The sequence below is a fragment of the Kineococcus sp. R86509 genome (assembly GCF_042466365.1).
Lineage (GTDB): Bacteria > Actinomycetota > Actinomycetes > Actinomycetales > Kineococcaceae > Kineococcus.
The window spans coordinates 4,467,317-4,491,200 of the sequence record NZ_JAXHCE010000001.1 but is presented as its reverse complement, the minus strand read 5'-3'; the positions used below and the strand labels follow the sequence as shown (position 1 = coordinate 4,491,200).

Here is a 23,884-nt window from a genome sequence, read left to right as displayed (position 1 = left end):
CCGAGCAGGAAGGAGGTCCCGTGGCCACCATCACCCGTCCGAACCCGGGAACACCCGGAGGGCCTGAACTCCGGCGCAGGACCCACCCGATCTCGGTGGACATCGCCCGGGCCCTCCCCCTGACGCCGGCGGTCCTGCTGCTGCTGGTGTTCCTGGCCGGCCCGATCCTGTGGTGCATCTACGCCGCGTTCACCAACACGGCGCTCACCGGCGCAGGATCGGGCAACACCCAGTTCGTCGGCCTGGACAACTTCCGGGCCGCGTTCAGCAGTGACACGTTCCGCAACTCCGTCGTGCTGACCCTGGTCTTCACGTTCCTGTCGGCCGTCGTGGGGCAGAACCTCCTCGGTCTCGGTCTCGCGCTGCTGCAGAAGCGGTCCGCGAAGGCGGTCCGCACCCTGGTGGGCATCACCGTCATCGGCGCCTGGGTCATCCCCGAGGTCGTCGCCGGCTACGTCTGGTACGCGTTCCTCGCCAAGGACGGAACCCTCAACGAGATCCTCGGGACGCTGGGACTGGGCCAGAACTGGCTCTACACCCTGCCGATCATCGCGGTCTCGCTGGCCAACGTCTGGCGCGGGACGGCGTTCTCGATGCTCGTCTACAACGCCGCCCTCTCCGAGATCCCCCAGGAGATCGAGGAGGCCGCCGAGATGGACGGGGCGACCGGTTGGCGGCGTCTCCGCTGGGTCACGGTCCCGATGATCAAGCGCACCGTGACGACGAACCTCATGCTCATCACGTTGCAGACGCTGTCCGTGTTCGGCCTCATCTACACGATGACCCGGGGCGGTCCCGGCACCAAGAGCCAGACCCTGCCGCTCTACATGTACGAGCAGGCCTTCTCCTTCAGTCAGATCGGCTACGGCACCGCCATCGCGCTCGTCCTGCTCGCGGTCGGCGGCGTCTTCTCCATCATCTACATGCGCCTGCTGCGCGAGGACTGACGCCCATGACCACCGAGACCCCCACCCCTGCGCTCAGCACGACCAAGCTCACGGTCGGCTCGAACAAACCCGTCGGGCCCCGTACTCGGGTCGCCGCCGGCGTCATCAACCTCGTCACGGCCGTCCTCGGGATCATGTTCCTGGTCCCCCTGCTGTGGGTCGTCTTCGCCGCGTTCAACTCCCAGGCCGGCCTCAAGCTGGAGTGGCCGGGGTCGAACTTCAGCCTCGACAACTTCCGGGCCATCCTCACCCCGGAGACGACCTACCGGCCGATGTGGAACGGGCTGGTCCTCTGCGTGGGCTCGACGGTCATCGCGATCGCGGTGGCGACGCTCGCCGCCTACCCGCTGTCGCGGTTCAACACCCGCTACAAGCGCCCGTTCCTGCTGACCATCCTGTTCTCGACCGGGCTGCCGATCACGGCCATCATGGTTCCGGTCTACGGCCTGTTCGTGCAGCTCAACCTCATCGACACCATCAGCGGCACGGTCGCGTTCATGGCGACGACCGCGCTGCCGATGTCGATCTTCCTCATGAAGAACTTCATGGACGGCGTCCCGCTCACCCTCGAGGAAGCCGCCTGGACCGACGGCGCGAACTCGATGCAGACGCTGCGCCACATCGTGCTGCCGTTGATGTGGCCGGGGATGTCGGTCGTCACGATCTTCACGTTCATCGGGATGTGGGGGAACTTCTTCATCCCCTTCATCCTGCTGCTCTCCCCCGACCGACTGCCGGCCTCGGTGAGCATCTTCACCTTCTTCGGCCAGTACGGTTCGGTCCAGTGGGGCCAGCTCGCGGCCTACTCGATCCTCTACACGCTGCCGGTCGTCATCCTGTACGTGCTGCTCTCCCGCCGCCTCGGCGGGGCGTTCAACTTCGGTGGCGCGCTCAAGGGCTGACCCACGACGGAGCCTCCGCACTTCTCGGTGCGGGGGCTTCCGCCTGTCCGGGCCGGGTCACCCGACGGACACCTCACCCACCGACGCTGGACGTCCAGGCGAGGAGGTGCGGGGTCGCCTGCAACAGCGAACCCACGACGACGTGCGCGGCGGCGAGGTCCGCCGCCGGGTGCGACGTCGTCACCGCGACGACCCGCATCCCGGCGGCGCGTCCCGCCTCGATCCCCGCCGGGGCGTCCTCCACGACGAGGCAGTCCCCCGGCGCGACGCCGAGGAGCCGCGCCGCCAGCAGGTACCCCTCGGGGTCGGGTTTGCCCACGTACACGGCCGACCCGTCCACCAGCACCGACGGGACCGGCAGCGCCCCCGCCCGCAACCGCGCCCGCACCGTCCCGGCGTCGCCGGAGGTCACGACCGCCCAGCTCCCGGCCGGGAGCGCGGCCAGCAGCGGCGCGGCGTCGGGGAACACCGGGAAGGCCCCGGGCAGTTCCTCGACGAACTCCCGCAGGCGGGTGTGCTCGGCCACCGGGTCGAGGTGTGGCGCGACGGCGGCGATGGTGTCGACCGGCCGACGGGCGTGGGTCGCGGCGTGCACGAGAACAGGATCGAGAGCGTGCAGCGCGGACCAGCGGTCCCAGACGCTGCGGTAGCCCGCGTGGGAGTCCACCAGGACGCCGTCGGCGTCGAAGAGGACCGCCCGGGCAGGGCTCACCAGTGCGCCGTGCGCGGGACCGGCTGGCACCCGGGGCAGGAGAACGACGACCGGTTCATGAACGCGTCACGGCGCACCAGCGATCCGCACCGCGGGCATGGCCGGCCCAGCTGCCCGTAGACGGCCAGCGACCGGTCGAAGTACCCGCTCGCACCGTTCACGTTGACGTACAACGCGTCGAAGCTCGTCCCACCCGCGTCCAGCGCCGCGCTCATCACCTCCCGCAATCCCGCCAGCAGCGCGGCGGCCTGGGGCCGGGTGATGGACCGGGTCGGCCGGGCGTAGTGCAGCTTCGCCCGCCACAGCGACTCGTCGGCGTAGATGTTGCCCACCCCCGAGACGAGGGTCTGGTCCAGCAGGGCCCGCTTCAGCCCGGTCGTCTTCTCCCGCAGGCGCTTCGCGAAGAGGGCGTCGTCGAAGGCGGGGTCGAGGGGATCGCGGGCGATGTGCGCGACCGGAGCGGGCAGGAACCTCGACCACGAGGCGTCGGAGGACTCCCCGAGCCCACCCAGACCACCGTCGGGCGTCCCCACCAGCGGCACGACGGCGACCCCGCCGAACGTCCGCTGGTCGACGAAGCGCAGTTCCTCGCCGTCGTCGTCGAACGTCCACACGGCACGGAGGTGCTTCTCCGGCGGCGCGTCGGCGGCCTCGACGAGCAGCTGACCGCTCATCCCGAGGTGCACGACCATCGCCTCCTCGGCGTGACCGTCGGCGTCGGCGAGCGGCAACCAGAGGAACTTCCCGCGGCGCACGGCGTCGGCGACGACGAGGCCGTTGGTGCGGGCGGCGGCGTCCTCCGGCCCGGCGACGTGGCGACGGATCGCGCGGGCGTTCAGGAACCTCGTGGTCGAGACCGTCCGTCCGAGCACCCAACGGGCCACCCCACGACGAACGACCTCGACCTCGGGGAGTTCGGGCACGAGATCAGTGCGCGGCGCGCTGCGCGGCCGCGGCCGTGGCCTCGCGCAACGCCTCGACGGCGGCCGAGGCCGCCTTCTGCTCGGCTTCCTTCTTGCTGCGTCCCTCACCGTGCCCCAGCGCGGTACCCCCCACCACCGCGTCGGCGGTGAAGTTCTTCGCGTGGTCGGGGCCGGAGTCGGTGATGGCGTAGGACGGCACCCCGAGGCCCTCGGCCGCGGTGAGTTCCTGCAACGCCGTCTTCCAGTCCGTCCCGGCCCCGAGACGTTCGGAGGACTCCATGAGCGGCGAGGTCAGGCGCAGGACGAAGTCCTGGGCGCCGTCCATCCCGACCGAGAGGAACGCCGCCCCGATGACGGCCTCCATGGTGTCGGCCAGGATCGAGTTCTTGTCCCGGCCGCCGGTGCCGAGCTCGCCCTTGCCGAGACGCACGTGGTCGCCGAGGTCGAGCCCGCGGGCGATGTCCGCGAGGGCGCGGGAGTTCACGACCGCGGCCCGCAGCTTGGCGAGCCGGCCCTCGGAGACGTCCGCGTAGCGGGTGTAGAGCTCGTGGGTCACCACGAGCCCGAGCACCGAGTCCCCGAGGAACTCGAGGCGCTCGTTGGTCGGCAACCCGCCCTTCTCGTACGCGTACGAGCGGTGGGTCAGCGCGAGTTCCAGGAGGTCGGCGTCGATCTCCACGCCCAGAGCAGCAGTCAGCCGGGCGGCGTCACCGACGCCGCCCGGCGTGACTGCGGGCGCCTGCTGAGCGGTCAGCTCAGAGGTCCTTGACCTTGCGGCCCTTGTACTCCAGGTACAGCGGGGTGCCGGCGGAGTCGGTGACGACCCGGGCGGTGTGCGGACGCGAGTACGCGACCTGGCCGCGCACGTTGCTGCGGACCAGCGTCTCTTCGGTCGCCTTCCACTGCGAACGGCGGGCGCGGGTGTTGCTGCGGGACATCTTCCGCTTCGGGACTGCCACGATCAGCTCTTCTCTCTGGTTCCGGACGGGGAGTCGTCACTGCTCTCGAGCAGGGACTGCAAAGCGGCCCACCGGGGGTCCGCCGGTTCTTCGGTGAGCGGCGCCTGCTCGGAGACACCGATCTCGTAGTCCTGCTGGCAGGGGCCGTCGCACACGGGCTGGAACGGCAGTTCCAGCACGATCGCGTCACGGACCGCGGGTTCGAGGTCGACGAGCTCGCCCTGGGCGACCTCACGGATCTCGTCCTCGTCGTCCGCCAGCTCCAGCGGCTTCTTGCCGGGGTAGGCGAACAGCTCCTGCACCGTGACCTCGAGGTCCTGCGTCACCTCGGCGAGGCAACGACCGCACTCCCCGACGGCGGTGCCACGGACGGTGCCCGAGACGAGCACACCCTCCATGACGGCTTCCAGCCGCAGGTCGAGTTCGAGGTCGGCTCCCTCGGGGACACCGATGACGGCGATCCCGAGTTCGGCCGGTGCCGGGACGGTGCGCTGCAGGGTGCGCATCGTGCCGGGCCGACGGCCCAGGTCGTGCGTGGACAGCACGAGCGGAGCGTTCGGGTCCAGCTGACCTTCGTGCACCTTCTGCTTGCTCACGTCCACACCTCCGCTGGAACTCGATCGACACACCACAAGACCCCGTCGCTGGTGGCAGAACCACACGCGCCGAGGTCGCCCCCAAGGGTAACCGAGGGTGTGCCCTGCGACCCAATCGTGCTCAGGACGACGTGCTCTCGTCCTCGGAGGTCTCCGACGACGTCGCGGTGGCCCCCTCGGGGACCTCGTCCTCGCCCCCGCGGACCTTCAGCCGGTCGCGTCCACGGTGGGCCTGCTGCTTGAGCCGGTCCAGCTCCTCTTCGAAGTCGGAGAGCTTGCGGTCGACCCACGCGTCGGCGTCGACCCGCAGGCGCTTGGCCTCGTCGCGGGCGGACAGGACGATGTGGTCGGCGCGTTCGCGCGAGGCCTTCGTGACGGCCTGCGCGTCCACGAGCTCCTCGGCCCGCTCGCGGGCCTGCGCGAGCACCTGGTCGGCGTCGGACCGGGCGGCCGCGAGGACCTCGTCGCGCTGGGCCAGGACGTCACCGGCCTGCTGGACCTCGGCCGGCAGCAGCCGGCGCACCTCCGAGACCAGGGCGAGCAGCTGCTCGCGGTCGACCATCACCGACGACGACAGCGGGACCCCGCGCGCTCCCGACACGAGCGCGGCGAGCTCGCCGAGCTTCTCGTGCACCTCCACAGCCACAGCCTTTCGTTGCTTCTCAGCGTTCTCAGGACGTTCGTCCTCAGGGACGTCCCGGGTCCGCATTCTCCCCCAGCCGGGCGACCAACGCGGTGCGCACCGCCGCAGGCACCAGACCGGAGACGTCGCCGCCGTAGCGGGCGACCTCCTTGACCAGCGAGCTCGACACGTGCTGGACGCGCGGGTCACCCACCAGGAACACCGTCTCCACGTCGGCCAGGTGCCGGTTCATCAGCGCCATCGGCAGCTCGTAGGCGTAGTCGCCGCTACCGCGCAGGCCCTTCACCACGACCGGGGCGCCGAGGCGGCGGCAGTGGTCGACGAGGAGCCCGTCGGCGAACTCCTCGACGAGCACGCGCTCGGCCCGCGGGTCACCGGTCTCCTCCAGCGCGGCCCGCACGAGCTCCACCCGCTCCGGACCGCTGAACAGGCCACGCTTGGAGGGGTTCACCGCGACACCGGCGTAGACGGTGTCGAACATCCCCGCCGCTCGCAGCAGGACGTCCACGTGCCCCAGGGTCACGGGGTCGAAACTGCCCGGGCACACGCAACGGCTCACGGGACCCGACGCTAACAGCGCGCCGTCCACACGCTGGTCTCCCCGTACTTGCGCTGCCGCACGTCGCTGAAGTCCCCCGGCCAGACCGGCTCGGCGGTGCGCGAGGACCGCTCCACCACGACCGTCGCCGCCGGTGCCAGCAGGGGCACGAGAGTGCCCAGCACGGTGGCCACCTCGCTCGACTCGACGGCGTAGGGGGGATCGAGGAACACCAGGTCCCAGCCGCCCTCGAGCGCGGCGCCGGGCGAGGCGAGGAACCTCTCCACCCGCTCGGCCACCACGGTGACCCCGGGCAGCCCGACCGCCGCGACGTTGGCCCGCGCGGTCTGGGCGGCCGCCCGCGCGGCCTCGACGAGGACGACCCGCGTCGCACCGCGACTGGCCGCCTCCAGCCCGAGCGCGCCGGAACCGGCGTAGAGGTCGAGCACCCGGGCCCCCTCGAGGACGTCGGCGGCGTCGAGGGCCGAGAACACCGCCTCGCGGACCCGGTCGCTGGTCGGGCGGGTCGTCTCCCCCGGCGGGACCTTCAGCCGTCGTCCGCCGGCGGTCCCGGCGATGAGCCGGGTCACGAGGACCCGCTCACGAGATCTTCCGAGCACGGTGCGCGGCGTAGGCCCAGCCGATGCCGAACGCGGCCAGCGTCGCCGCGAGCTGGCCCAGCAGCAGCCAGTCGAAGGCGGCGCGCGAGAGCACGGCCAGCAGCACCGGCACGCTGACCAGGACCGCGAGGTCGGGACCGGTCGTCGTCGCGGCGGCCGCCCCGGGCGGCAACCCGCCCATCGCGGTGGAGATCACCGGGCCGGACAGGTCCGGGTCCGGCCGGACGGCGCCCCGCAGCCCCGCGGCGGCGAACCCCGGCCCGGCGAGGGCCCCCAGCAGCGCCCAGGACCACCACGCCGTGCCCTGCGTCTCCCCGTGCAGCAGACCGGAGGTGGTGACGGCCAGCGGCACGGCGACCGCCCCCCACACCGCCATCAGCGCGGCGACGGGGATCCACCGGGCGAGGGCGATGTTCGTCGCCGAGATCGGCAGCGTGCGCGCGGCCGCCGGGGCCAGCGCGAGCCCGCGGGCCGGTTCGGACAGCGTCGTCGCCGCGGCGTACCCCGCGATCCAGATGAGCAGCGCCGCGACCGCGCGGTGCGCGGAGGTCCCCGCGGCCAGCACGAACGGCACGAGCGCGAGCACGCCGGCGGTCACCAACCGGCGGGGCTGGCGACGCAGCAGGACGAGGTCGGCGGCGATGACGGCCCGGACCGGACCGGTGACGCGCTCGAACCGGGCCCGGCGGCGCACCCGGCCACCGGAGTCCGCCGAGAGGGCGCGACCCATCTCGCGGATGTCGAACTGCAGGACCGAGGACGTCAGGCGTTCCAGCCGGGACGCACCGCGCCGCAGCGACGGCGAGGGGATCTCGCCCACCGACGACCACGCCGGGCGACCGACCAGGACGAGGGCGACCAGCGCACCCACCCCGACGACGACCGCCGGGACGACGACCGTCCGCGGGTGCACCGCGTCCACCGAGATCCCCACCACGGCCGAGGCCGCCAGGGCCAGGACCAGTCCGACGCCGATCCCGTCGAGGACCCGCCCCACCCGCAGCAGCGCCTCGACCCCGGCGCCGACGGCCGGTCGCACGACGAGGGCGTAGCCCGCCGCGGCGACGCCCGCCCCGACGGCGAACCCGCCGAGGAGCCCACCGGTGACGGTGCTGCCGCTGAGGTCGCCCGCCACCCCGAAGGCCACCGAGGAGCTCCACGCCGTGAACAGCCCGCCCGCGAGCGCCGTGCCCAGGGCCCGGTTGCGCACGACGGGTCGCAGCAGGTCGGCGCGCGGCACGGGCAGCGGGGTCCACCAGGTGGTGGGGGCGGTGGCGAGGCTGACGGGCCCGAGGCGGCACCAGGCGGCGAGGCCGAAGGCGATGACGCTGCAGGACAGGCCGACCGAGAGCAGGACGGCGGAGGTCTGGGGCAGCCAACCCGGCCCGTCGCCGCTGGTGGCCAGGCCGCTGCGGAGGGCGTTGCGCAGTCCTCCGCTGCCCCCGAGCAGCAGCAGGAACGCGATGCCGACCTGCAGGACGACGGTGTAGGTGTCGGTGAAGGTGGCCCGCAGACCGCGGGCGGCCTTGGAGGGGGCGGCCTCGTCGAGGAGTTCGCGGCGGGTCGGGTAGGGCTGGTCGGCGAACGGCCCGACGAGCTCCGGCCAGGGTTCGACCTCGGGTTCGACGTCCGTCATCGCACGGGTTCGCTGACGATCCGCGCGGCCTCGTCGGCGTCCACGACGCGGCACGCGTCGTCGTCGATGACGACGGCGCGGGTCGCGAGCGCCCGGAGCAGGACGACGTCGTGGGTGGCGAGGACGAGGGCGGTCCCGGCGTCGCGTTCGGCGACGAGCCGTTCCGCGAGCGCCTCGCGCCCGGTGGGGTCGAGGCGCTGCTCGGGTTCGTCGAGCAGCAGGACGGAGCGGGGGCGGACGAGGGCGGCGGCGAGGAGGAGTCGTCGCTTCTGCCCGCTGGAGAGCGACCCGGGGAGCTGGTCGGCGGCGCCGGTGAGGCGTTGCGCCTCGAGTTCGGCGTCGACGACGGCGACGACGTCGCGGACCCCGTGCCCGCGGGCGACGAGCTCGAGGTGCTCGGCCACGGAGAGTTCCGCGAACCAGGCGTCCTCGTCGAAGACGGAGGCGACCTCGCGGCGGAACTGCGCGGAGCGTTCGTCGACGGCCTGCCCCCGCAGGGTCACCTTGCCGCTCAACGGCTTCAGCAGACCGGCGACGGCGCGCAGGACGGTGGACTTGCCGGCGCCGTTGGCCCCGACGAGGCAGAGCGCCTCGCCCGCGGCGACGTCGACGGTGACGGGGGCGCACACGGGTTCGCCGTAGCCGACCCGCAGTCCCTCCAGGGCCAGGACGACCTGGCGGGCGGGACGGGGCTTCTTCTTGCTCACACGCGCTCCAGGAAGGCTTCGGTGTCACCGCTGACCCGGGCCGCGACGGCCGCGGCGAGGGGGCGGGCTCGGGACAGGTCGGGGTCGGCGGCCACGAGGGTCACCGCGGCGGCGCGGGCGTGCGCGATGAGGTCGGCGTCGCGCAGGACCCCGAGCAGCTGCAGGGAGCTGCGCTCCCCGGACTGCGCGGCGCCCAGGACGTCGCCCTCGCGGCGCTGCTCGAGGTCGAGGCGGGCCAGTTCGAACCCGTCGCGGGTGCGGGCGAGGGCGGCGAGGCGTTGTCCGGCCGGGGACGCCTCGGAGGCGCCGGAGAGCAGCAGGCAGGTGCCGGGCAACCCGCCGCGGCCGATGCGCCCGCGCAGCTGGTGCAGCTGGGAGATGCCGAAGCGGTCCGCGTCGACGACGACCATGACGCTGGCGTTGGGCACGTCGACCCCGACCTCGACGACGGTCGTGGCGACGACGACGTCGAGGTCGCCGCCGGAGAACCGGCTCATGACGTCGTCCTTCTCGCCCGGGGTGAGCCGGCCGTGCAGGACCTCGGTGCGCAGGCCCGCGGTCGCGGGGTGGTTGCGGACGATCTCGACGACCTGGCTGACGGCGGCCGCGGGCCGGGGTTTGGGCCGGCCGGGCTTCCCCCCTGGTGTCGAGCGCCGACCCCGGGGTTCGTCCTCGGGCGGTGGTTCTTCGAACTCCTCGGGCTCTCTGGGGTCCCCCGGCTCCGGTGGGGTCCCGTCCTCGCCGCCCTCGTCGTCGGTGTCGATGCGGGCGCAGACGACGTAGGACTGGCGCCCGAGGGCGGCCTCCTCGGCGATCCGCTGCCAGGTGCGGTCGATCCAGGCGGGCTTGTCCTGGGGGACGACGACGGTCTGCACGTCGGCCCGGCCGGGTGGGAGTTCGGTGAGCACCGAGGTCTCGAGGTCGCCGAACAGCGTCATGGCCACGGTCCGCGGGATGGGGGTGGCGGTCATGACCAGCAGGTGCGGGACGCCGTTGCCCTTGGCCCGCAGCGCGTCGCGCTGCTCGACCCCGAAGCGGTGCTGCTCGTCGACGACGACCAGGCCGAGGTCGGCGAACTGGACGTGCTCCTGCAGCAGGGCGTGGGTCCCGATGACGATCCCGGCCTCCCCGCTCGCGGCGGCGAGCAGCGTCTCGCGGCGGGCCGCGGCACCCATCGAGCCGGTGAGCAGGACCACCCTGGTGGCCCGGGGGTCCGCGTCGAAGGTCCCGGCCCCGGCGAGGTCGCCCAGCATCGCGGTGATGCTCCGCAGGTGCTGCGCCGCGAGCACCTCCGTCGGGGCCAGCAGCGCGGCCTGTCCCCCGCCGTCGACGACGGCGAGCATGGCGCGCAGCGCGACGAGGGTCTTGCCGGAGCCGACGTCACCCTGCAGCAGCCGCTGCATGGGGTGGGGTTTCGCGAGGTCGACGGCGAGCTCCTCGCCGACGAGGCGCTGGGAGCCGGTGAGCGGGAAGGGCAGCCGCTCGTCGAAGGCGGCGGCGATCCCGTCCGGGGAGGCCGTGCGGGCGATGGCCCGCTGGTGGGCGGTGGAGGCCCGGCGCAGGGCCAGTGCCGTCTGCAGGACGAAGGCCTCCTCGTAGCGCAGCCGGTGCCGGCCGGCCTCGAGCTCGGCCTCGTCACGGGGGGCGTGCACGGCCCGCAGTGCGGCGACGGGGTCGAGCAGGTCCGCGTCGGCGACGACCGCGGGCGGCAGGAACTCCGGCAGCTGGCCGTCGAGGCCGTCCAGGACCTGGGTGACGCACTGCCGGATCAGCCAGTTGGGGGCCGTCTTCGAGGCGGGGTACAGCGGGATCGGACGGGCCACGGTGCCCGCGCCCTCGGCGGGGTCCTCGAGCACCTCGTAGTCGGGGTGGGAGAGCTGCCACACCTCCTGGAACTTCCCGACCTTGCCCGAGGCGAGGACGAGGCGGCCGGGGACGAGGTCGTCCTTCTGGTGCTGGAACTGCCCGGCGAACTTCGCGAAGAACGTCATGGTCAGGGTGTCGCGGCCGTCGCCCAGGGTCACGACCAGGCGCACGCCGTCCCGGGCGCGCATGCGCTGCGGGTCCCCGTAGTGGGTGACCTGGGCCAGGATCGTCGCGTTCTCGCCCTCGACGAGGTCGCGGATGGGGGTCAGCGAGCCGCGGTCGGCGTAACGGCGCGGCAGGTGCCACAGCAGGTCCCGCACGGTCTCCAGCCCGAGGCCCTCGGACAGGAACTTGGCGGGGTTGGCCTTCTTGCTGTTGCCCTTCCCCCGCGGCAGCCGGCTGGACAGGGGTGCGTCCAGGTCGTCCACGCGGGCAGGTTACCGCCCGCTCCACCCCCCGTTGACGGCACCGACCGGCGGCGCGTCCACGACCCGGTCACGTCCGGCCCGCTTGGCGGTGTACAGCGCGGCGTCGGCCCGGGCGACGAGGTCCTCGGCGCTCTCCCCGACCTCCGCCCGGGCGATCCCGGCGCTGATCGAGAGCCGGTGCGAGCGGTCGCCCGGGACGCTGGAGGCCGCCACCGCCCGGTGGAAGCGGTCGGCGACGGCCCGCAGGTCCCGCTCGGCACCGGCGTCCTGCCCGGAGTCGGGTCCGGAGCGGACCAGGACGACGGCGAACTCGTCCCCGCCGAGGCGCGCGACGACGTCCTCGGCCCGGCAGACCGCCCGCAGCTCGCCGGCCACGATCCGCAGGACGGCGTCGCCCGTGGGGTGACCGTGGGTGTCGTTGACCGCCTTGAAGGAGTCGACGTCCACGAGCAGCAACCCGTCGACGGTCCCCGCCTGCACGTGCGCGGTGAGCGCGCTGTCGTAGGCACGGCGGGAGGTCAGTCCGGTGAGGGCGTCCTCGGCGGCCTGCGCGCGCAACGTCGCGGTCAGGCGCTCCTGGCGTTCCCCGGCCGTGGTGAGCAGCGCGGTGATCAGGCAGAACGTGACGAGGTGGGCCGGGCTGTCGCGGAAGATCCCGACGGTTCCCTCCTCGACGCCCACGAGGACGACGTCGGCGGCCACGGCCTGCGCGGTGAGCAACCAGGCGGCGAGGGGGCGCAGGTGGAAGGCCGCGAACAGCGCGGGCCAGCCCAGGTAGATCTGCCCCCCGAAGGAGGCGTCGTCGGTCCACAGGTCGAGCACCAGGACCATCAGTCCGGCCAAGCCCGCGAGCGCCGCCGGGGCCCAGCCGGGGGCTCGGCGAGGGGCCACGGCGAGGAACAGCCCGCAGCACACGACGACGACCGCGAAGGTTCCCGTCACCACCCAGCCGCCCGGCCGGGTGCCCATCGTCTCGGGCGAGACGATGCCGTTGAGGATGGTGTAGAGGCTCGCTGCGGTGGTCATCACGCCGACGGCCCGGGCCGCCGGGACGTGGTCCCGGGCCGTCCACCAGGCGTGCCGGGGCACGCCGGGGCGCGCGCGGACGTCCGGGTCGCTCGCGGTCCGGCGCTGCTGCGAGGCTCGGGACACGGTGGTGGATCGACGCGTGGGGTCCTCCTCTGTAGCGACCGAGCGGGCGACGCGGGGCCGCTCGGACGGTCCGGTTTCTCGCATCCGCGGGTCTCGGCTATCGTGTTCGTCGGTGTCCGGAAGTCCGGACATCGTGCGCCCCGTCGGGACGCACCACATTTCGTTCGACTTCAGGAGTTCCCCGTGGCTGCCACCTGTGACGTCTGCGCCAAGGGCCCTGGCTTCGGCAAGAGCGTCTCGCACTCGCACCGGCGGACCAACCGCATGTGGCTCCCGAACATCCAGCGGGTTCGGGCCACTGTGAACGGTTCCCCCAAGCGCCTCAACGTGTGCACCTCCTGCCTGAAGGCGGGCAAGGTCACGCGCTGACCACCTTGCACTGATCGACCCCGCGGGGCCGGTTCCCCTCGGGGGACCGGCCCCGCGGTGCGTCGCGGGCCGGTCGGGGCCCGGTCAGCGCGCGAAGTGGTCCCAGCCGGTCCCCCGCCCACCCCAGGGCGCCCCGTCGACGAGGACGGGGTGCTCGCCCCGGGCGAGGACGCGCCCGACGGCGACGAACGGTTCCGGCAGCTCGACGTCGGCGGGGAAGCAGGCGAGCAGGGCGTGGTCCTCGCCTCCGGTCAGGACGAACTCCTCAGCCCGGACACCGGCGGTGCGGACGAGGTCGGCGATCCAGAGGGCCGCCCCGGAGGTCGTGGCCAGGTCCAGCGTGACCCCGCTGGCGGCGGCGATCCGGCCCGCGTCGCGCAGCAACCCGTCGCTGACGTCCATCAGCGCGCTCGCCCCGGCGCGCTGGGCCGCGGGGCCGGCGGCGACCGGTGGGACGGGTCGGCGGTGCGCGCTCAGGAGGTCCTCGGGACCGTCGAGGCGACCGCGCAGCAACAGGTCCAGTCCGGCCGCGGACCGGCCGAGCACCCCCGCCACCGCGACGACGTCGCCCGCGCGGGCCCCCGAGCGCAGCACCGGGTCGGCCCCGCCGAGGTCGCCGAGGGCCGTCACCGAGACGAAGACCTCCGAGGCGGCGGAGAGGTCCCCGCCGACGACGACGGCGCCGAAGGCGGCGCAGGCGGCGGCCACCCCGTGGGCGAGGTCCTCCACCCAGGCCACCTCGAGGTCGGGGGGCAGGCCGAGGGTGATGAGCAGCCCGGTGCAGACCGCGCCCATCGCGGCGACGTCGGCGACGTTCTGCGCGACGGCCTTCCAGCCGACGTCGGCGCCGGTGGACCAGTCGCGCCGGAAGTCGCGGAACTCGACGAGGACGTCGGTGGTGGCCACGACCCGGGCGTCCGGGGCCGCGACGAGGGCCGCGTCGTCACCGGGACCGAGCAGCGCCCGCGTCGGCAGCAGCGGGATCACCCGTGCCAGCAGTGCCGTCTCGTCCAGCTCCCCGACCAGCACCGTGACCACTGGGGCACACTACGGGCGATGTCCGAGCCAGGTCCCGTCACCACCCCGCCCCGCCACCGCCCGCGTCCCCTCGTCGTCGCCCTCGTCGTCGCCCTCGTCGTCGCCGCGGCCGTCTGGGCCTACCTCGCGAACTCCCGGGGGGTGCAGGCCGCACCGGAGGCCTCCGACCCCGCGTGCACGACGTTGCTGGGGGCTCTCCCGCAGACGCTGGGGACCCTCGGGCGGACGCAGCAGGGGGCGCAGGGCGTCGCGTCCTGGGGCGGCGACCAGATCGTCCTGCGGTGCGGCGCGCTGGTCCTGGGTCCGACGACGAAGGCGTGCATCCCCGTCGGTCCCGACGCCGGTCCGAGCGTGGACTGGGTGCAGGACGCGGCCAACGACCGCGCCGTCCGCTTCCTGACCTACGGCCGGACCCCTGCCGTCGAGGTGACGATCCGCTTCAGCTCGACCCTGACCAGCGACCAGGCGCCCTCCCAGCTCGTCGACCTGGCCGACGCCGTCTCCGCGATCCCGCAGACCCGCACCTGCCTCTGAACCGGGCTCACCCTCGTCCCCGGGTCGCCCGGGCGCGGGCCTTGATCGCCACGATGACGTCCGTCTTGGCGTCGGCGTAGGCGTTGGTGTCGTCCCACCGCCCGGTCATCAGGGCCTGCTTGGTGCTCTCGTAGAGGGCACGGTCGCCCGCGTCGGAGCGCAGGTGGTCGCGCAGCAGGAGGTAGTCGGCCACGGCGGAGTCGTCACGCTGCAGGACGTGCACGTGGACGTCACGGGCCGGCGTGCGCACGAGGCGGTGCCCGGGTTCGCGCACCCGCAGGACGTACCCGGCGGCGAGCAGGCCGTCGAGGTAGTCCTCCTCGGCGGTGATGTCGTCCACCGCGACGACGATGTCGACGACGGGTTTCGCGGCCAGTCCGGGGACCGACGTGGACCCGATGTGCTCGACCTCGACGTTCACCCCCGCGAGGGCGTCCCGGATCCGCCGCTCGTGCTCGCGGTAGGCCTGCGCCCACCGTTCGTCGTGCTCGTGCAGCTGGAGGTCGAGGGCTTCGACACCGCCCACCAGCTCGACCGTCGTGACGTCCGCCCGGCGCCGCTCGCTGTTCTCGTCCACCACCTCACCGTACGGGCGACGCGCCGGGCTCAGCCGTGCTGGTAGCCCGTCGCGTCGCGCCGGCTGCGGGCGTGCCAGCGGGCCGCCACGACGTTGACCCCGATGACGACCGACCACAGCGGCGGCACGCGCCGCAACGCGCGCCGGTGGGCCCGCATGACCGCCACCGCGACGGGGGCGACGGCGAGCGCGGTCCGGTGGCGGCGCACACCGAGGGCGTCGGCCAGTTCCTCGCCCTGCATCCGGCGCGACACCGTGTGCACGAGCTGCCCGGCCGCCCACAGCGGTACGCCGCCGAGGTCGTGCAGGGCCTGGGCGATCGCGCCGAGGCCCACTTCGGTCAGCCGTCGCGAGTCCTCGCTGGGCGCTCCGGTGACGGCCGCCAGCCGTCGCTCCAGCCACGCCGCGCCGACCCCGTCGGACACACCGCGCAACAACCCGGGATCGGCTCCGTCACCGACGCCCAGCAGTCGTCCGAGGTGACGCCAGAACCGGTACAGCGTGCGCTGCTCCTCGTCCGTGAGGTCCATGCCGATCGTCGCCGCGGCCTCGATGGTCACCAGGGTGAAGTCCAGCCACGTCCGGGCCAGGTCGACCTGGTGCAGCGGGAGGACGTCGGCCTCGGGGCGGGCCCGGGCCAGCCCGTTGCGGATGCGGGCGTGCAGCAGCCGCACCTCGGCCGTGGCGACGTAACCCGGCGCGCCGCGGCGCAAGCCGCCGGGGAGCATGCAGAGGTTGATCCAGTGGGCGGTGTCGAGCATCCGCCGGTAGGTGCGCTCGACGAGTTCACCCGTGCTCACGAGCAGCGCCGCGGGTTCCGGGGGTGCGTAGGAGCGGATCAGCGCCCCGGCGCCGAGGTCGTAGATGTGGGCCGGGAACGGGATCGTGAAGTAGGGCCGGCTGCCCCGTTCGAGGAGGTCGTCGTCGACGGCGGCGCACGCGGCCTCCAGTTCGCCCAGCAGCGCCGCGATCGCCGGGTGCGGGTCGCGCAGGGCGCGGAGCCCGGCGCGCAGGCCCAGGTCCACCTGGGCTCGCAGCGACGGGTCCGCCGTGAGGGCGGCGGCCGCGGCCTCGGCCAGCGGGTCACCCACCCGCAGGGCGGCGGCGACCTCCGGGTCCGGGGCGGGGCGGGGGATCGCCGAGGCACCGGCAGCTCCCCCGAGGAGGTTCCGCACCGGAGAACCGGGGCCGGCAGCGTTCACTCCCACGTTCACTCCGACATGGTGCCCCGGCTTCGCCGACGTGGCCCGACGGGTCCCCCCGACGTGACCAGGAACTCACCCGGACGTCACCCGGGCGGGGCCGTGGGCTCACCTTCACCGGCGGGGGCGAACAGGTTGTCGCTCACGGCCACCCACTCCTCGTCCCCGGCCGCGTCGGCCGGGTCGAGACCCTCCGGGACCAGGAGCCCCGTGGCGCTCGTCGCGCCGGAGGTCGTCGTGACCGCGAGGCCGGACCGCCGGAACTCCTCGGCGTCCGTGCAGGAGGACCCCAGGACCTGCGTCGCCCGCAGGGACTGCACGAGGCAGATCCGCTCACCGTCCAGACCCACCCAGTACTCGGCCACCTGCGTCCCCCCGAGGTAGCGGGTCGAGTCCGCGGCGATGCCGTCCACACCGGTGCGCACCTGGTCCGTCGGCGTCTGGTCCTGGGCCAGGGCGGGCACCGAGTCGGCGAAGGACGACCCTCCGCACCCGCTCAGCGCGAGGGTGGCCGTCAACACCAGGAGGCCCCGCCGTCGCGACGTCACCGCAACCCGGTGGGCCGCTTCAACGCCAGCTGCAGCAACCGGTGCACGAGTTCGGGGTAGTCGACGCCGGTGGCCGCCCACATCCGCGGGTACATCGAGAACGGGGTGAACCCGGGCATCGTGTTGATCTCGTTGACGACGATCCCGTCCGCGCCCCGGGTCGGGTCGACGAACAGGTCGACGCGGGCCAGCCCCTCGGCCCCCATGGCCTCGAAGACCCGCGCCGCGGTCGAGCGCACGGCCGCCACGACGTCGTCGGGCAGGTCGGCGGGGCACGTCAGCCGGACGTTGCCGGAATCGAGGTACTTCGCCTCGAAGTCGTAGAAGTCGTGACCGCCGACGATCTCGATCTCGCCGGGCAGGCTGGTGAGGGGTTCACCACCGTCGAGGTCCTCGAGAACTCCGCACTCGATCTCGCGGCCGACCAGCGCGGCCTCGACGACGACCTTCGGGTCGTGGGAGATCGCTTCCGCCACCGCGGCTTCCAGGCCCTCGGGCGAGGTGACGCGGGTGATCCCGATGCTCGAACCCGCGCGCGCGGGTTTCACGAAGACGGGGTAGCCCAGCGCCTCGACCTCCGCGACGACGGCGGCGCGGTCGGTGTTCCAGCGGCGCGCGCGGAAGGAGGTCCACGGCCCGACGGGCAACCCCTGACCCGCGAGCAGCAGCTTCATGACCTGCTTGTCCATCCCCGCCGCCGAGGCCAGGACCCCGGACCCGACGTAGCGGGTGTCGGAGAGTTCCAGCAGACCCTGCAGGGTGCCGTCCTCGCCGAAGGGGCCGTGCAGCAGGGGCAGCACGACGTCGACGGCACCGAACTCGGTGACGTCCCCGTCCTCGAAGCGCTGCAGGGCCTTCGAGTCGACGTCGGAGGAGAGCGAGACGGGAGTGCCGGCGGCCGGCACCTCGGGCAGCTTCCCGTCCTCCAGGCTGAACCGGGAGGGGTCCTCGACCAGGACCCACCGTCCGCCGGTGGTGATCCCGATCGGGACGACGTCGTAGACGTCGCGGTCGAGGGCCGCGAGCACGCCCGCCGCGGTGACGCAGCTGATGGCGTGCTCGGAGGACCGACCGCCGAAGACGACGGCGACGCGGGGTTTGTGCTGGCTGCTCATCGGCGCCGACCCTACCCGCGGTGTGGTTGTCTTCGGGCGTGCCCGACAACGTGTCCTCCACCACCCCGCTCTCCCCCGCCACCGCGACACCGCTGTCGCCCGCGACGCTGGCCGTCGTGGCGGGTCGTCCGCCGCGCGGGCTCGACAGCGAGCTCAACACCCCGGTGTCGTTGTCCGCGACGTTCGTCGGGGGCGGCTCGCTGGGTCAGGCCTCGCTCGGCTACGGCCGGTTCGCGAACCCCACCTGGGTCGCCCTGGAGACCGCGATCGGTGAGCTGGAGGGTGGCCGCGCACTGGTCTTCGCCTCCGGCATGGCGGCGGTGTCGGCCGCGGTCCACCTGGTCCCCGCCGACGGGACGGTCCTCGTGCCCCACGGCGCCTACAACGGCACCCACTCCCTCACCGGCCTGCTGGCCGCGCAGGGACGGATCACGGTGCGCCCCGTGGACATCACCGACCTCGACGAGGTCCGCGCGGCCCTGGCGGCCACCGCGGGCCCGACGCTGCTGTGGCTGGAGTCCCCGACGAACCCGCTGCTCGAGGTCGCGGACATCGCCGCGCTCGCCGCGCTGGGCCACGAGCACGGCGCGGTCGTCGCCGTCGACAACACCTTCGCCACCCCGCTGCTGCAGCAGCCGCTCGAGCTCGGCGCCGACGTCGTCGTGCACTCGGTGACGAAGTTCCTCTCCGGGCACTCCGACGTGGTCCTGGGCGCGGTCGTCGCCCGCGACGAGGCGACGCTGGCGGCGCTCTCGTCCCACCGCACCTTCCACGGGGCCATCGCGGGCCCGCTGGAGACCTTCCTGGCCCTGCGCGGCATCCGGACCCTCCCGCTGCGCCTGGAGCGCTCCCAGGCCTCCGCGGCCGACCTCGCGCGGCGCCTGCTCGCCCACCCGGCCGTGACGCGGGTCCGCCACCCCTCGTTGCCGCAGGACCCCGGTCACGCGCTCGCCGCGAGCCAGATGTCCGGGTTCGGCGCGCTGGTGGCGATCGAGGTCGTCGGAGGTGCCGCGGGGGCGGACGCCGTCGTCGACGCCGTCGCTCTGTGGGTCCCGGCGACGAGCCTGGGCGGGGTCGAGTCCCTGATCGAGCGTCGCCGCCGGCACGGCAACGAGCCGGCCGTCGTGCCCGAGGACCTGCTGCGCCTCTCCGTCGGCGTGGAGGACGTCGAGGACCTGTGGCGCGACCTCTCGCAGGCCCTGGACGCCGCGCTCGCCCACCGGGGAACCGTCTGAGGGACACGCGCGTCGCAGGAACGGGAACACCCGGGGCCTGTGTCACGCTGACCACAGCGGTGACACGCCCGGGATCCCGGGGAGCGCAAGCTTTATCTCATCTATGAGATACGGTGCGGACATGGCAGTCTCCACCGAGCAGATGACGTCGAGCAGCGACCACCTGTCGCAGATCGGCGCCCTCATCCGCGACGCCCGCAAGCACCGAGGCCTCACGCAGGTCCAGCTCGCGGAACGCCTGGGTACGTCCCAGAGCGCCGTCCACCGCATGGAACAGGGGCAGCAGAACGTCTCGATCGACATGCTCCAACGCGTCGGTCACGCCCTCCAGGACGACATCGTCTCCATCGGGCGTCCCGGGCCGACGCACCTGCGCGTGCACGGCGGCGTGAAGCTGTCGGGCAGCATCGCGGTGAAGTCCAGCAAGAACGCCGGCGTCGCCCTGCTGTGCGCGGCGCTGCTGAACAAGGGCCGCACCACGTTGCGCGGGGTCGCCCGGATCCTCGAGATCCACCGCATCCTCGACGTGCTCGCCAGCATCGGCGTGAAGTACGAGTGGATCAACGAGGCCGACCTCGTCCTGGACGTGCCGGACACCCTCGACCTCGAGGCGATGGACGGCGAGACCGCCCGTCGCACCCGCAGCATCATCATGATGCTCGGGCCGTTGCTGCACCGCTACGACGAGTTCGCCCTCCCCTACGCCGGTGGGTGCGACCTCGGGACCCGCACGGTCGAGCCGCACATGGTCGCGTTGCGCCCCTTCGGGTTGTCCATCACGGCGACGACCGGTTTCTACCACGCGACGGCCGACCACAGCGTCTCCCCGCAGCGCCCGATCGTGCTGACCGAACGCGGCGACACGGTGACCGAGAACGCCCTCATGGCGGCGGCCCGCGTCGAGGGGATCACCACGATCCGCAACGCGAGCCCGAACTACATGGTCCAGGACCTCTGCTTCTTCCTGGAGCAGCTCGGGGTCCGCATCGACGGGATCGGCACCACGACCCTCGTCGTGCACGGCGTCAAGGACATCTCCGTCGACGTCGACTACGCCCCCTCCGAGGACCCGGTCGAGGCGATGAGCCTGCTGACCGCGGCGATCATCACGCACTCCGAGCTCACGGTCACCCGGGCGCCGATCGAGTTCCTCGAGATCGAGCTCGCGATCCTGTCCGAGATGGGCCTGAAGTACGACCTGACGCCGGAGTACACCGCGGCCAACGGGCGCACCCGCCTGGTCGACATCACGGTCTTCCCCTCGGAGCTCAAGGCGCCGATCGACAAGATCCACCCGATGCCGTTCCCGGGCCTGAACATCGACAACCTGCCGTTCTTCGCCGTCATCGCGGCGAGCGCGGAGGGTTCGACGACGGTCCACGACTGGGTCTACGACAACCGGGCGATCTACCTCACCGAGCTCAACCGCCTCGGCGCGCGGGTGAAGCTGCTCGACCCGCACCGGGTGCTCGTCGAGGGCCCCACCCGCTGGTCCGGCGCCGAGGTGCTCTGCCCGCCGGCCCTGCGTCCCGCCGTGGTCGTCCTGCTGGCCATGCTGGCGGCGAAGGGGACCTCGGTGCTGCGCAACGTGGACATCATCGCCCGCGGCTACGAGCAGCTCGCAGAACGTCTGACGCCGTTGGGCGCGCAGATCGAGACCTTCCGCGACTGACCCCCGCCAGCACGCAGGAGGCCCCCGGACCCAGTGGGTCCGGGGGCCTCCTGCTGTCGCGGGTCAGGCCTTCTTGGCGACCCGACGGGTGGTGGTGGCGGTCTTGGCCGGAGCCGCCTTCTTGGCGGCGGCGGTGGTCGCGGTGCGGGTCGCCGGAGCGGCCTTCTTCGCGGCCGTGGTGGTGGTCCGGGCCGGGGCGGCCTTGACCGGAGCCGCCTTGCGGGCCACCGGAGCGGCCTTCTTGGTCGTGGTGGGGGTGGAGGTCGCGGCGGGCGCGACACCGCCCGTGGCAGCGCGCTCCTTCGCCGCGGCCTGGAAGGCGCGCAGCGCCTTGGTGTCGGAGACGACCTCCTTGAAGGCCGTGCCCGGGCGGAAGCGGGGCACCGAGGTCTTCTTGATCTTGACGGCCTCACCGGTGCGCGGGTTGCGACCGGTGCGGGCGTTGCGGGCCTGCTTCTCGAAGGTGCCGAAACCGCTGATCGCGACCTTGTCACCCTTGGCGACGGTCAGCGTGATGAGCTCGACGACCGCCTCGACGGCCGTGACGGCCTGCTTGCGACCGCCGAGGGTCACCTCGAGCGCGTCCACCATCTCTGCCTTGTTCACGGGGGCTCCTCCAGGGGGGTACGGGTCGTCCGTGGTTGGCCGAGCAGGAGCCCGACGAGGAAACGGTACGACCGACGATCACCTGAGTCCACCACAGGCCCGGCGGCGAGTCGTTGCGCCGCAGCACACCTGGACTTCCCGACGACCGCCCCGACTGTGCCGCAGGGCTTCCGACGGAGCCGACGACGGGTCCGCCCGTGCCGCAAGGGATTTCATCGGAAGGGTTGCCGCGCAACGGGTCAGGACGCAGAACGACCCCGGTCCCGCTGCGCCGCAGCGGGAGTCCGGGGTCGTCCGTGCACGGGTCAGGCGGTCGGCGCGAGGGGGGTCGTGGTGGGCTTGAACGACGGCCGACGGCCTTCGAAGTCGGTGATGGCGTCGGCGTGGCGGAGGGTCAGGCTGATGTCGTCCAGGCCCTCCACGAGCCGCCAGCGCACGTACTCGTCGACCTCGAAGGGGGCGGTGAAGTCGTCGACCTGCACGATGCGCTCGACGAGGTCGACGGTCACCTCCGTCCCCGGGTGCGCCTCCAGGGCCTTCCAGATCAGGTCGATGTCGCTCTGCGCGACGACGGCCGCGAGCAACCCCTGCTTGCCGGAGTTCCCGCGGAAGATGTCGCCGAAGCGGGGCGCGAGGACGGCCTTGAACCCGTAGTCGCGCAACGCCCAGACGGCGTGCTCACGACTGGACCCGGTCCCGAAGTCCTTGCCGGCCACGAGGACGGACCCGGCCCGGTAGGGCTCCTGGTTCAGCACGAAGCCCGGGTCGCCCCGCCAGGCGGCGAAGAGCGCGTCCTCGAAACCGGTCTTGGTGACCCGCTTGAGGTAGACGGCGGGGATGATCTGGTCGGTGTCGACGTCGGTGCGGCGCATCGGCACCCCGACACCGCGGTGGACGGAGAACTTCTCCATGGTGATCCCCTCTCAGAGCGCGGGTTCGAGGTCGGCGGGGGAACTGAGCGTCCCCCGCACGGCCGTGGCGGCGGCGACCAGGGGGCTGACCAGGTGGGTCCGCCCCCCCTTGCCCTGGCGGCCCTCGAAGTTGCGGTTGGACGTGGAGGCGCAGCGTTCCCCGGGGGCGAGCTGGTCGGGGTTCATGCCCAGGCACATCGAGCAGCCCGCGAAGCGCCAGTCGGCACCGAACTCCCTGAAGACGGTGTCGATCCCCTCGGCCTCGGCCTGCAGACGGACCTTCGCCGAACCCGGGACGACCATCACGCGCACGGAGTCGGCCTTCGTGCGGCCCCGGACCACCTCCGCCGCGGCCCGCAGGTCCTCGATGCGGCTGTTGGTGCAGGAACCGATGAAGACGGTGTCGACGGCGATGTCGCGCATGGCGGTCCCGCCCTCGAGGCCCATGTACTCCAGCGCCCGTTCGACGCCCTGACGGACGCCGTCGTCGCCGATCTGCTCGGGGACGGGGACGGAGCCCGACAGCGGGACGCCCTGCCCGGGGTTGGTCCCCCAGGTCACGAACGGTTCCAGCAGGTTCCCGTCGAGGACAACCTCGGCGTCGAACTCCGCGTCGTCGTCGGTGCGCAACGTCCGCCAGTACTCCACGGCCGCGTCCCAGTCCGCGCCCTGCGGAGCGTGCGGACGCCCCTTCAGGTACGCGAAGGTGGTGTCGTCGGGGGCGACCATGCCGGCGCGGGCGCCGGCCTCGATCGACATGTTGCAGATGGTCATCCGACCCTCCATGGAGAGGCTGCGGATGGCCTCGCCGCGGTACTCCAGGACGTAGCCCTGTCCGCCGCCGGTCCCGATCTCCGCGATCACGGCCAGGATGACGTCCTTGGCGGTGGTGCCAGGCTTCAGTGTCCCGTTCACCGTGATCGCCATCGTGCGGAACGGCTTGAGCGGCAGCGTCTGCGTCGCGAGGACGTGCTCGACCTCGCTGGTGCCGATCCCCATGCCCAGGGAGCCGAACGCGCCGTGGGTGGAGGTGTGGGAGTCACCGCAGACGACGGTCATGCCCGGCTGGGTCAGGCCCAGCTGCGGGCCGACGACGTGCACGATCCCCTGCTCGGCGTCACCGAGGGGGTGCAGCCGGACGCCGAACTCCTCGCAGTTGGAGCGCAGGGTCTGCAGCTGCTTGGCCGAGACCTTGTCCTCGAGCAGCGACAGCGGACGGTCGATGTCGGCGGTGGGGGTGTTGTGGTCCTCGGTCGCGATGGTGAGGTCGAGACGGCGCACCGGACGCCCGGCCATCCGCAGCCCGTCGAAGGCCTGCGGACTGGTCACCTCGTGGACGAGGTGGAGGTCGATGTAGAGCAGGTCGGGTTCCCCGTCCTGCCCCTTGCGGACGACGTGGTCGTCCCAGACCTTCTCCGCCAGCGTGCGTGCCATGCTCCGCTCCCCTC

Annotated in this window: 26 protein-coding genes; 6 read left to right on the top strand and 20 right to left on the bottom strand. The window is 73.0% G+C overall.

Features of this window, described 5'->3' with window-relative positions; genetic code table 11:
- Positions 1–20 precede the first annotated feature (20 nt).
- Positions 21–947 carry a sugar ABC transporter permease gene (locus SJY07_RS21870; RefSeq protein ID WP_328292098.1) on the top strand — a complete coding sequence of 309 codons (927 nt, stop codon included), beginning with the start codon at positions 21–23 and terminating at the stop codon, positions 945–947.
- A 5-nt stretch (positions 948–952) separates the two neighbouring features.
- Positions 953–1,849: a carbohydrate ABC transporter permease gene (locus SJY07_RS21865; protein WP_328292099.1), complete on the top strand. Its 897-nt coding sequence runs from the start codon at positions 953–955 to the stop codon at positions 1,847–1,849.
- Positions 1,850–1,922: 73 nt separating this feature from the next.
- Here SJY07_RS21865 and SJY07_RS21860 read toward each other — a convergent pair whose 3' ends face one another.
- From SJY07_RS21860 to SJY07_RS21805, 12 genes are all read right to left on the bottom strand, one after another.
- Positions 1,923–2,561, bottom strand: a complete 639-nt coding sequence (locus tag SJY07_RS21860; RefSeq protein ID WP_328292100.1) for an HAD-IA family hydrolase — start codon at positions 2,559–2,561, stop codon at positions 1,923–1,925.
- Entirely contained in the window at positions 2,558–3,484 is a 927-nt protein-coding gene (gene mutM / locus SJY07_RS21855) for a bifunctional DNA-formamidopyrimidine glycosylase/DNA-(apurinic or apyrimidinic site) lyase (RefSeq protein ID WP_328292101.1), read from the bottom strand. Before mutM ends, SJY07_RS21860 begins: the two co-directional genes overlap by 4 nt.
- A 4-nt stretch (positions 3,485–3,488) precedes the next feature.
- A complete protein-coding gene (gene rnc, locus SJY07_RS21850; protein WP_328292102.1) occupies positions 3,489–4,163 on the bottom strand; it encodes a ribonuclease III in 675 nt (224 codons plus the stop codon).
- Between the two features lie 76 nt (positions 4,164–4,239).
- The gene (gene rpmF / locus SJY07_RS21845) at positions 4,240–4,443 is read right to left on the bottom strand and encodes a 50S ribosomal protein L32 (RefSeq protein WP_328292103.1); all 204 of its coding nucleotides are present in this window, start codon (positions 4,441–4,443) and stop codon (positions 4,240–4,242) included.
- A gap of 2 nt (positions 4,444–4,445) precedes the next feature.
- Positions 4,446–5,039: a DUF177 domain-containing protein gene (locus SJY07_RS21840; RefSeq protein ID WP_328292104.1), complete on the bottom strand. Its 594-nt coding sequence runs from the start codon at positions 5,037–5,039 to the stop codon at positions 4,446–4,448.
- A gap of 121 nt (positions 5,040–5,160) precedes the next feature.
- Positions 5,161–5,679 (bottom strand): hypothetical protein, encoded by a 519-nt coding sequence (locus SJY07_RS21835; protein ID WP_328292105.1) that lies wholly within the window; start codon positions 5,677–5,679, stop codon positions 5,161–5,163.
- 46 nt (positions 5,680–5,725) lie between these two features.
- Positions 5,726–6,229, bottom strand: a complete 504-nt coding sequence (coaD, locus tag SJY07_RS21830; RefSeq protein ID WP_380162467.1) for a pantetheine-phosphate adenylyltransferase — start codon at positions 6,227–6,229, stop codon at positions 5,726–5,728.
- A gap of 23 nt (positions 6,230–6,252) precedes the next feature.
- A complete protein-coding gene (rsmD, locus tag SJY07_RS21825; protein WP_328292107.1) occupies positions 6,253–6,810 on the bottom strand; it encodes a 16S rRNA (guanine(966)-N(2))-methyltransferase RsmD in 558 nt (185 codons plus the stop codon).
- Between the two features lie 10 nt (positions 6,811–6,820).
- Entirely contained in the window at positions 6,821–8,476 is a 1,656-nt protein-coding gene (locus SJY07_RS21820; RefSeq protein ID WP_328292108.1) for a DUF6297 family protein, read from the bottom strand.
- Positions 8,473–9,183 carry an ABC transporter ATP-binding protein gene (locus SJY07_RS21815; protein WP_328292109.1) on the bottom strand — a complete coding sequence of 237 codons (711 nt, stop codon included), beginning with the start codon at positions 9,181–9,183 and terminating at the stop codon, positions 8,473–8,475. The genes SJY07_RS21820 and SJY07_RS21815 overlap by 4 nt, the downstream gene beginning before the upstream one ends.
- Complete coding sequence (locus SJY07_RS21810) at positions 9,180–11,477, bottom strand: ATP-dependent DNA helicase RecG (RefSeq protein ID WP_328292110.1); 2,298 nt, start codon at positions 11,475–11,477, stop codon at positions 9,180–9,182. Before SJY07_RS21810 ends, SJY07_RS21815 begins: the two co-directional genes overlap by 4 nt.
- A 9-nt stretch (positions 11,478–11,486) precedes the next feature.
- Positions 11,487–12,629 carry a diguanylate cyclase domain-containing protein gene (locus SJY07_RS21805; protein WP_380161524.1) on the bottom strand — a complete coding sequence of 381 codons (1,143 nt, stop codon included), beginning with the start codon at positions 12,627–12,629 and terminating at the stop codon, positions 11,487–11,489.
- Between the two features lie 183 nt (positions 12,630–12,812).
- On the opposite strand from SJY07_RS21805, the gene rpmB reads away from it, so the two are divergent.
- Positions 12,813–12,998: a 50S ribosomal protein L28 gene (rpmB, locus tag SJY07_RS21800; protein WP_328292112.1), complete on the top strand. Its 186-nt coding sequence runs from the start codon at positions 12,813–12,815 to the stop codon at positions 12,996–12,998.
- An 84-nt stretch (positions 12,999–13,082) separates the two neighbouring features.
- Here rpmB and SJY07_RS21795 read toward each other — a convergent pair whose 3' ends face one another.
- Positions 13,083–14,027 (bottom strand): thiamine-phosphate kinase, encoded by a 945-nt coding sequence (locus SJY07_RS21795; protein WP_380162465.1) that lies wholly within the window; start codon positions 14,025–14,027, stop codon positions 13,083–13,085.
- Positions 14,028–14,054: 27 nt separating this feature from the next.
- Between SJY07_RS21795 and SJY07_RS21790 the strand changes: the two genes are divergently transcribed.
- The gene (locus SJY07_RS21790) at positions 14,055–14,570 is read left to right on the top strand and encodes a DUF3515 family protein (RefSeq protein WP_328292114.1); all 516 of its coding nucleotides are present in this window, start codon (positions 14,055–14,057) and stop codon (positions 14,568–14,570) included.
- Between the two features lie 7 nt (positions 14,571–14,577).
- Here SJY07_RS21790 and SJY07_RS21785 read toward each other — a convergent pair whose 3' ends face one another.
- From SJY07_RS21785 to SJY07_RS21770, 4 genes are all read right to left on the bottom strand, one after another.
- Positions 14,578–15,147 (bottom strand): GrpB family protein, encoded by a 570-nt coding sequence (locus SJY07_RS21785; RefSeq protein ID WP_380161523.1) that lies wholly within the window; start codon positions 15,145–15,147, stop codon positions 14,578–14,580.
- Positions 15,148–15,176: 29 nt separating this feature from the next.
- Positions 15,177–16,361, bottom strand: coding sequence for an oxygenase MpaB family protein (locus SJY07_RS21780; protein ID WP_328292116.1), 1,185 nt, complete (start codon positions 16,359–16,361; stop codon positions 15,177–15,179).
- 74 nt (positions 16,362–16,435) lie between these two features.
- Positions 16,436–16,897, bottom strand: a complete 462-nt coding sequence (locus SJY07_RS21775) for a hypothetical protein (RefSeq protein WP_380161522.1) — start codon at positions 16,895–16,897, stop codon at positions 16,436–16,438.
- On the bottom strand, positions 16,894–18,012 hold the full coding sequence (locus SJY07_RS21770) for a D-alanine--D-alanine ligase family protein (protein ID WP_380161521.1): 1,119 nt from the start codon (positions 18,010–18,012) through the stop codon (positions 16,894–16,896). Before SJY07_RS21770 ends, SJY07_RS21775 begins: the two co-directional genes overlap by 4 nt.
- Before the next feature lie 38 nt (positions 18,013–18,050).
- Here SJY07_RS21770 and SJY07_RS21765 point away from each other — a divergent pair, with 38 nt between their 5' ends.
- Complete coding sequence (locus SJY07_RS21765) at positions 18,051–19,247, top strand: trans-sulfuration enzyme family protein (RefSeq protein WP_380161520.1); 1,197 nt, start codon at positions 18,051–18,053, stop codon at positions 19,245–19,247.
- 142 nt (positions 19,248–19,389) lie between these two features.
- Positions 19,390–20,919 (top strand): helix-turn-helix domain-containing protein, encoded by a 1,530-nt coding sequence (locus SJY07_RS21760; RefSeq protein WP_380162463.1) that lies wholly within the window; start codon positions 19,390–19,392, stop codon positions 20,917–20,919.
- A gap of 63 nt (positions 20,920–20,982) precedes the next feature.
- On the opposite strand, the gene SJY07_RS21755 is transcribed toward SJY07_RS21760, so the two are convergent.
- The 3 genes from SJY07_RS21755 to leuC form a co-directional block, all read right to left on the bottom strand.
- Positions 20,983–21,525 (bottom strand): HU family DNA-binding protein, encoded by a 543-nt coding sequence (locus SJY07_RS21755; protein WP_328292121.1) that lies wholly within the window; start codon positions 21,523–21,525, stop codon positions 20,983–20,985.
- A 305-nt stretch (positions 21,526–21,830) separates the two neighbouring features.
- Complete coding sequence (gene leuD, locus SJY07_RS21750; RefSeq protein ID WP_380161519.1) at positions 21,831–22,436, bottom strand: 3-isopropylmalate dehydratase small subunit; 606 nt, start codon at positions 22,434–22,436, stop codon at positions 21,831–21,833.
- 12 nt (positions 22,437–22,448) lie between these two features.
- Positions 22,449–23,870, bottom strand: a complete 1,422-nt coding sequence (gene leuC, locus SJY07_RS21745) for a 3-isopropylmalate dehydratase large subunit (RefSeq protein ID WP_380161518.1) — start codon at positions 23,868–23,870, stop codon at positions 22,449–22,451.
- Positions 23,871–23,884 lie beyond the last annotated feature (14 nt).

Bases quoted from the DNA above. Each gene is read 5' to 3' on its own strand.
- SJY07_RS21865 (WP_328292099.1), top strand. From the start codon at position 953: ATGACCACCGAGACCCCCACCCCTGCGCTCAGCACGACCAAGCTCACG.
- SJY07_RS21820 (WP_328292108.1), bottom strand. From the start codon at position 8,476: ATGACGGACGTCGAACCCGAGGTCGAACCCTGGCCGGAGCTCGTCGGG.
- SJY07_RS21790 (WP_328292114.1), top strand. From the start codon at position 14,055: ATGTCCGAGCCAGGTCCCGTCACCACCCCGCCCCGCCACCGCCCGCGT.
- SJY07_RS21770 (WP_380161521.1), bottom strand. From the start codon at position 18,012: ATGAGCAGCCAGCACAAACCCCGCGTCGCCGTCGTCTTCGGCGGTCGG.
- SJY07_RS21760 (WP_380162463.1), top strand. From the start codon at position 19,390: ATGACGTCGAGCAGCGACCACCTGTCGCAGATCGGCGCCCTCATCCGC.
- leuD (WP_380161519.1), bottom strand. From the start codon at position 22,436: ATGGAGAAGTTCTCCGTCCACCGCGGTGTCGGGGTGCCGATGCGCCGC.
- leuC (WP_380161518.1), bottom strand. From the start codon at position 23,870: ATGGCACGCACGCTGGCGGAGAAGGTCTGGGACGACCACGTCGTCCGC.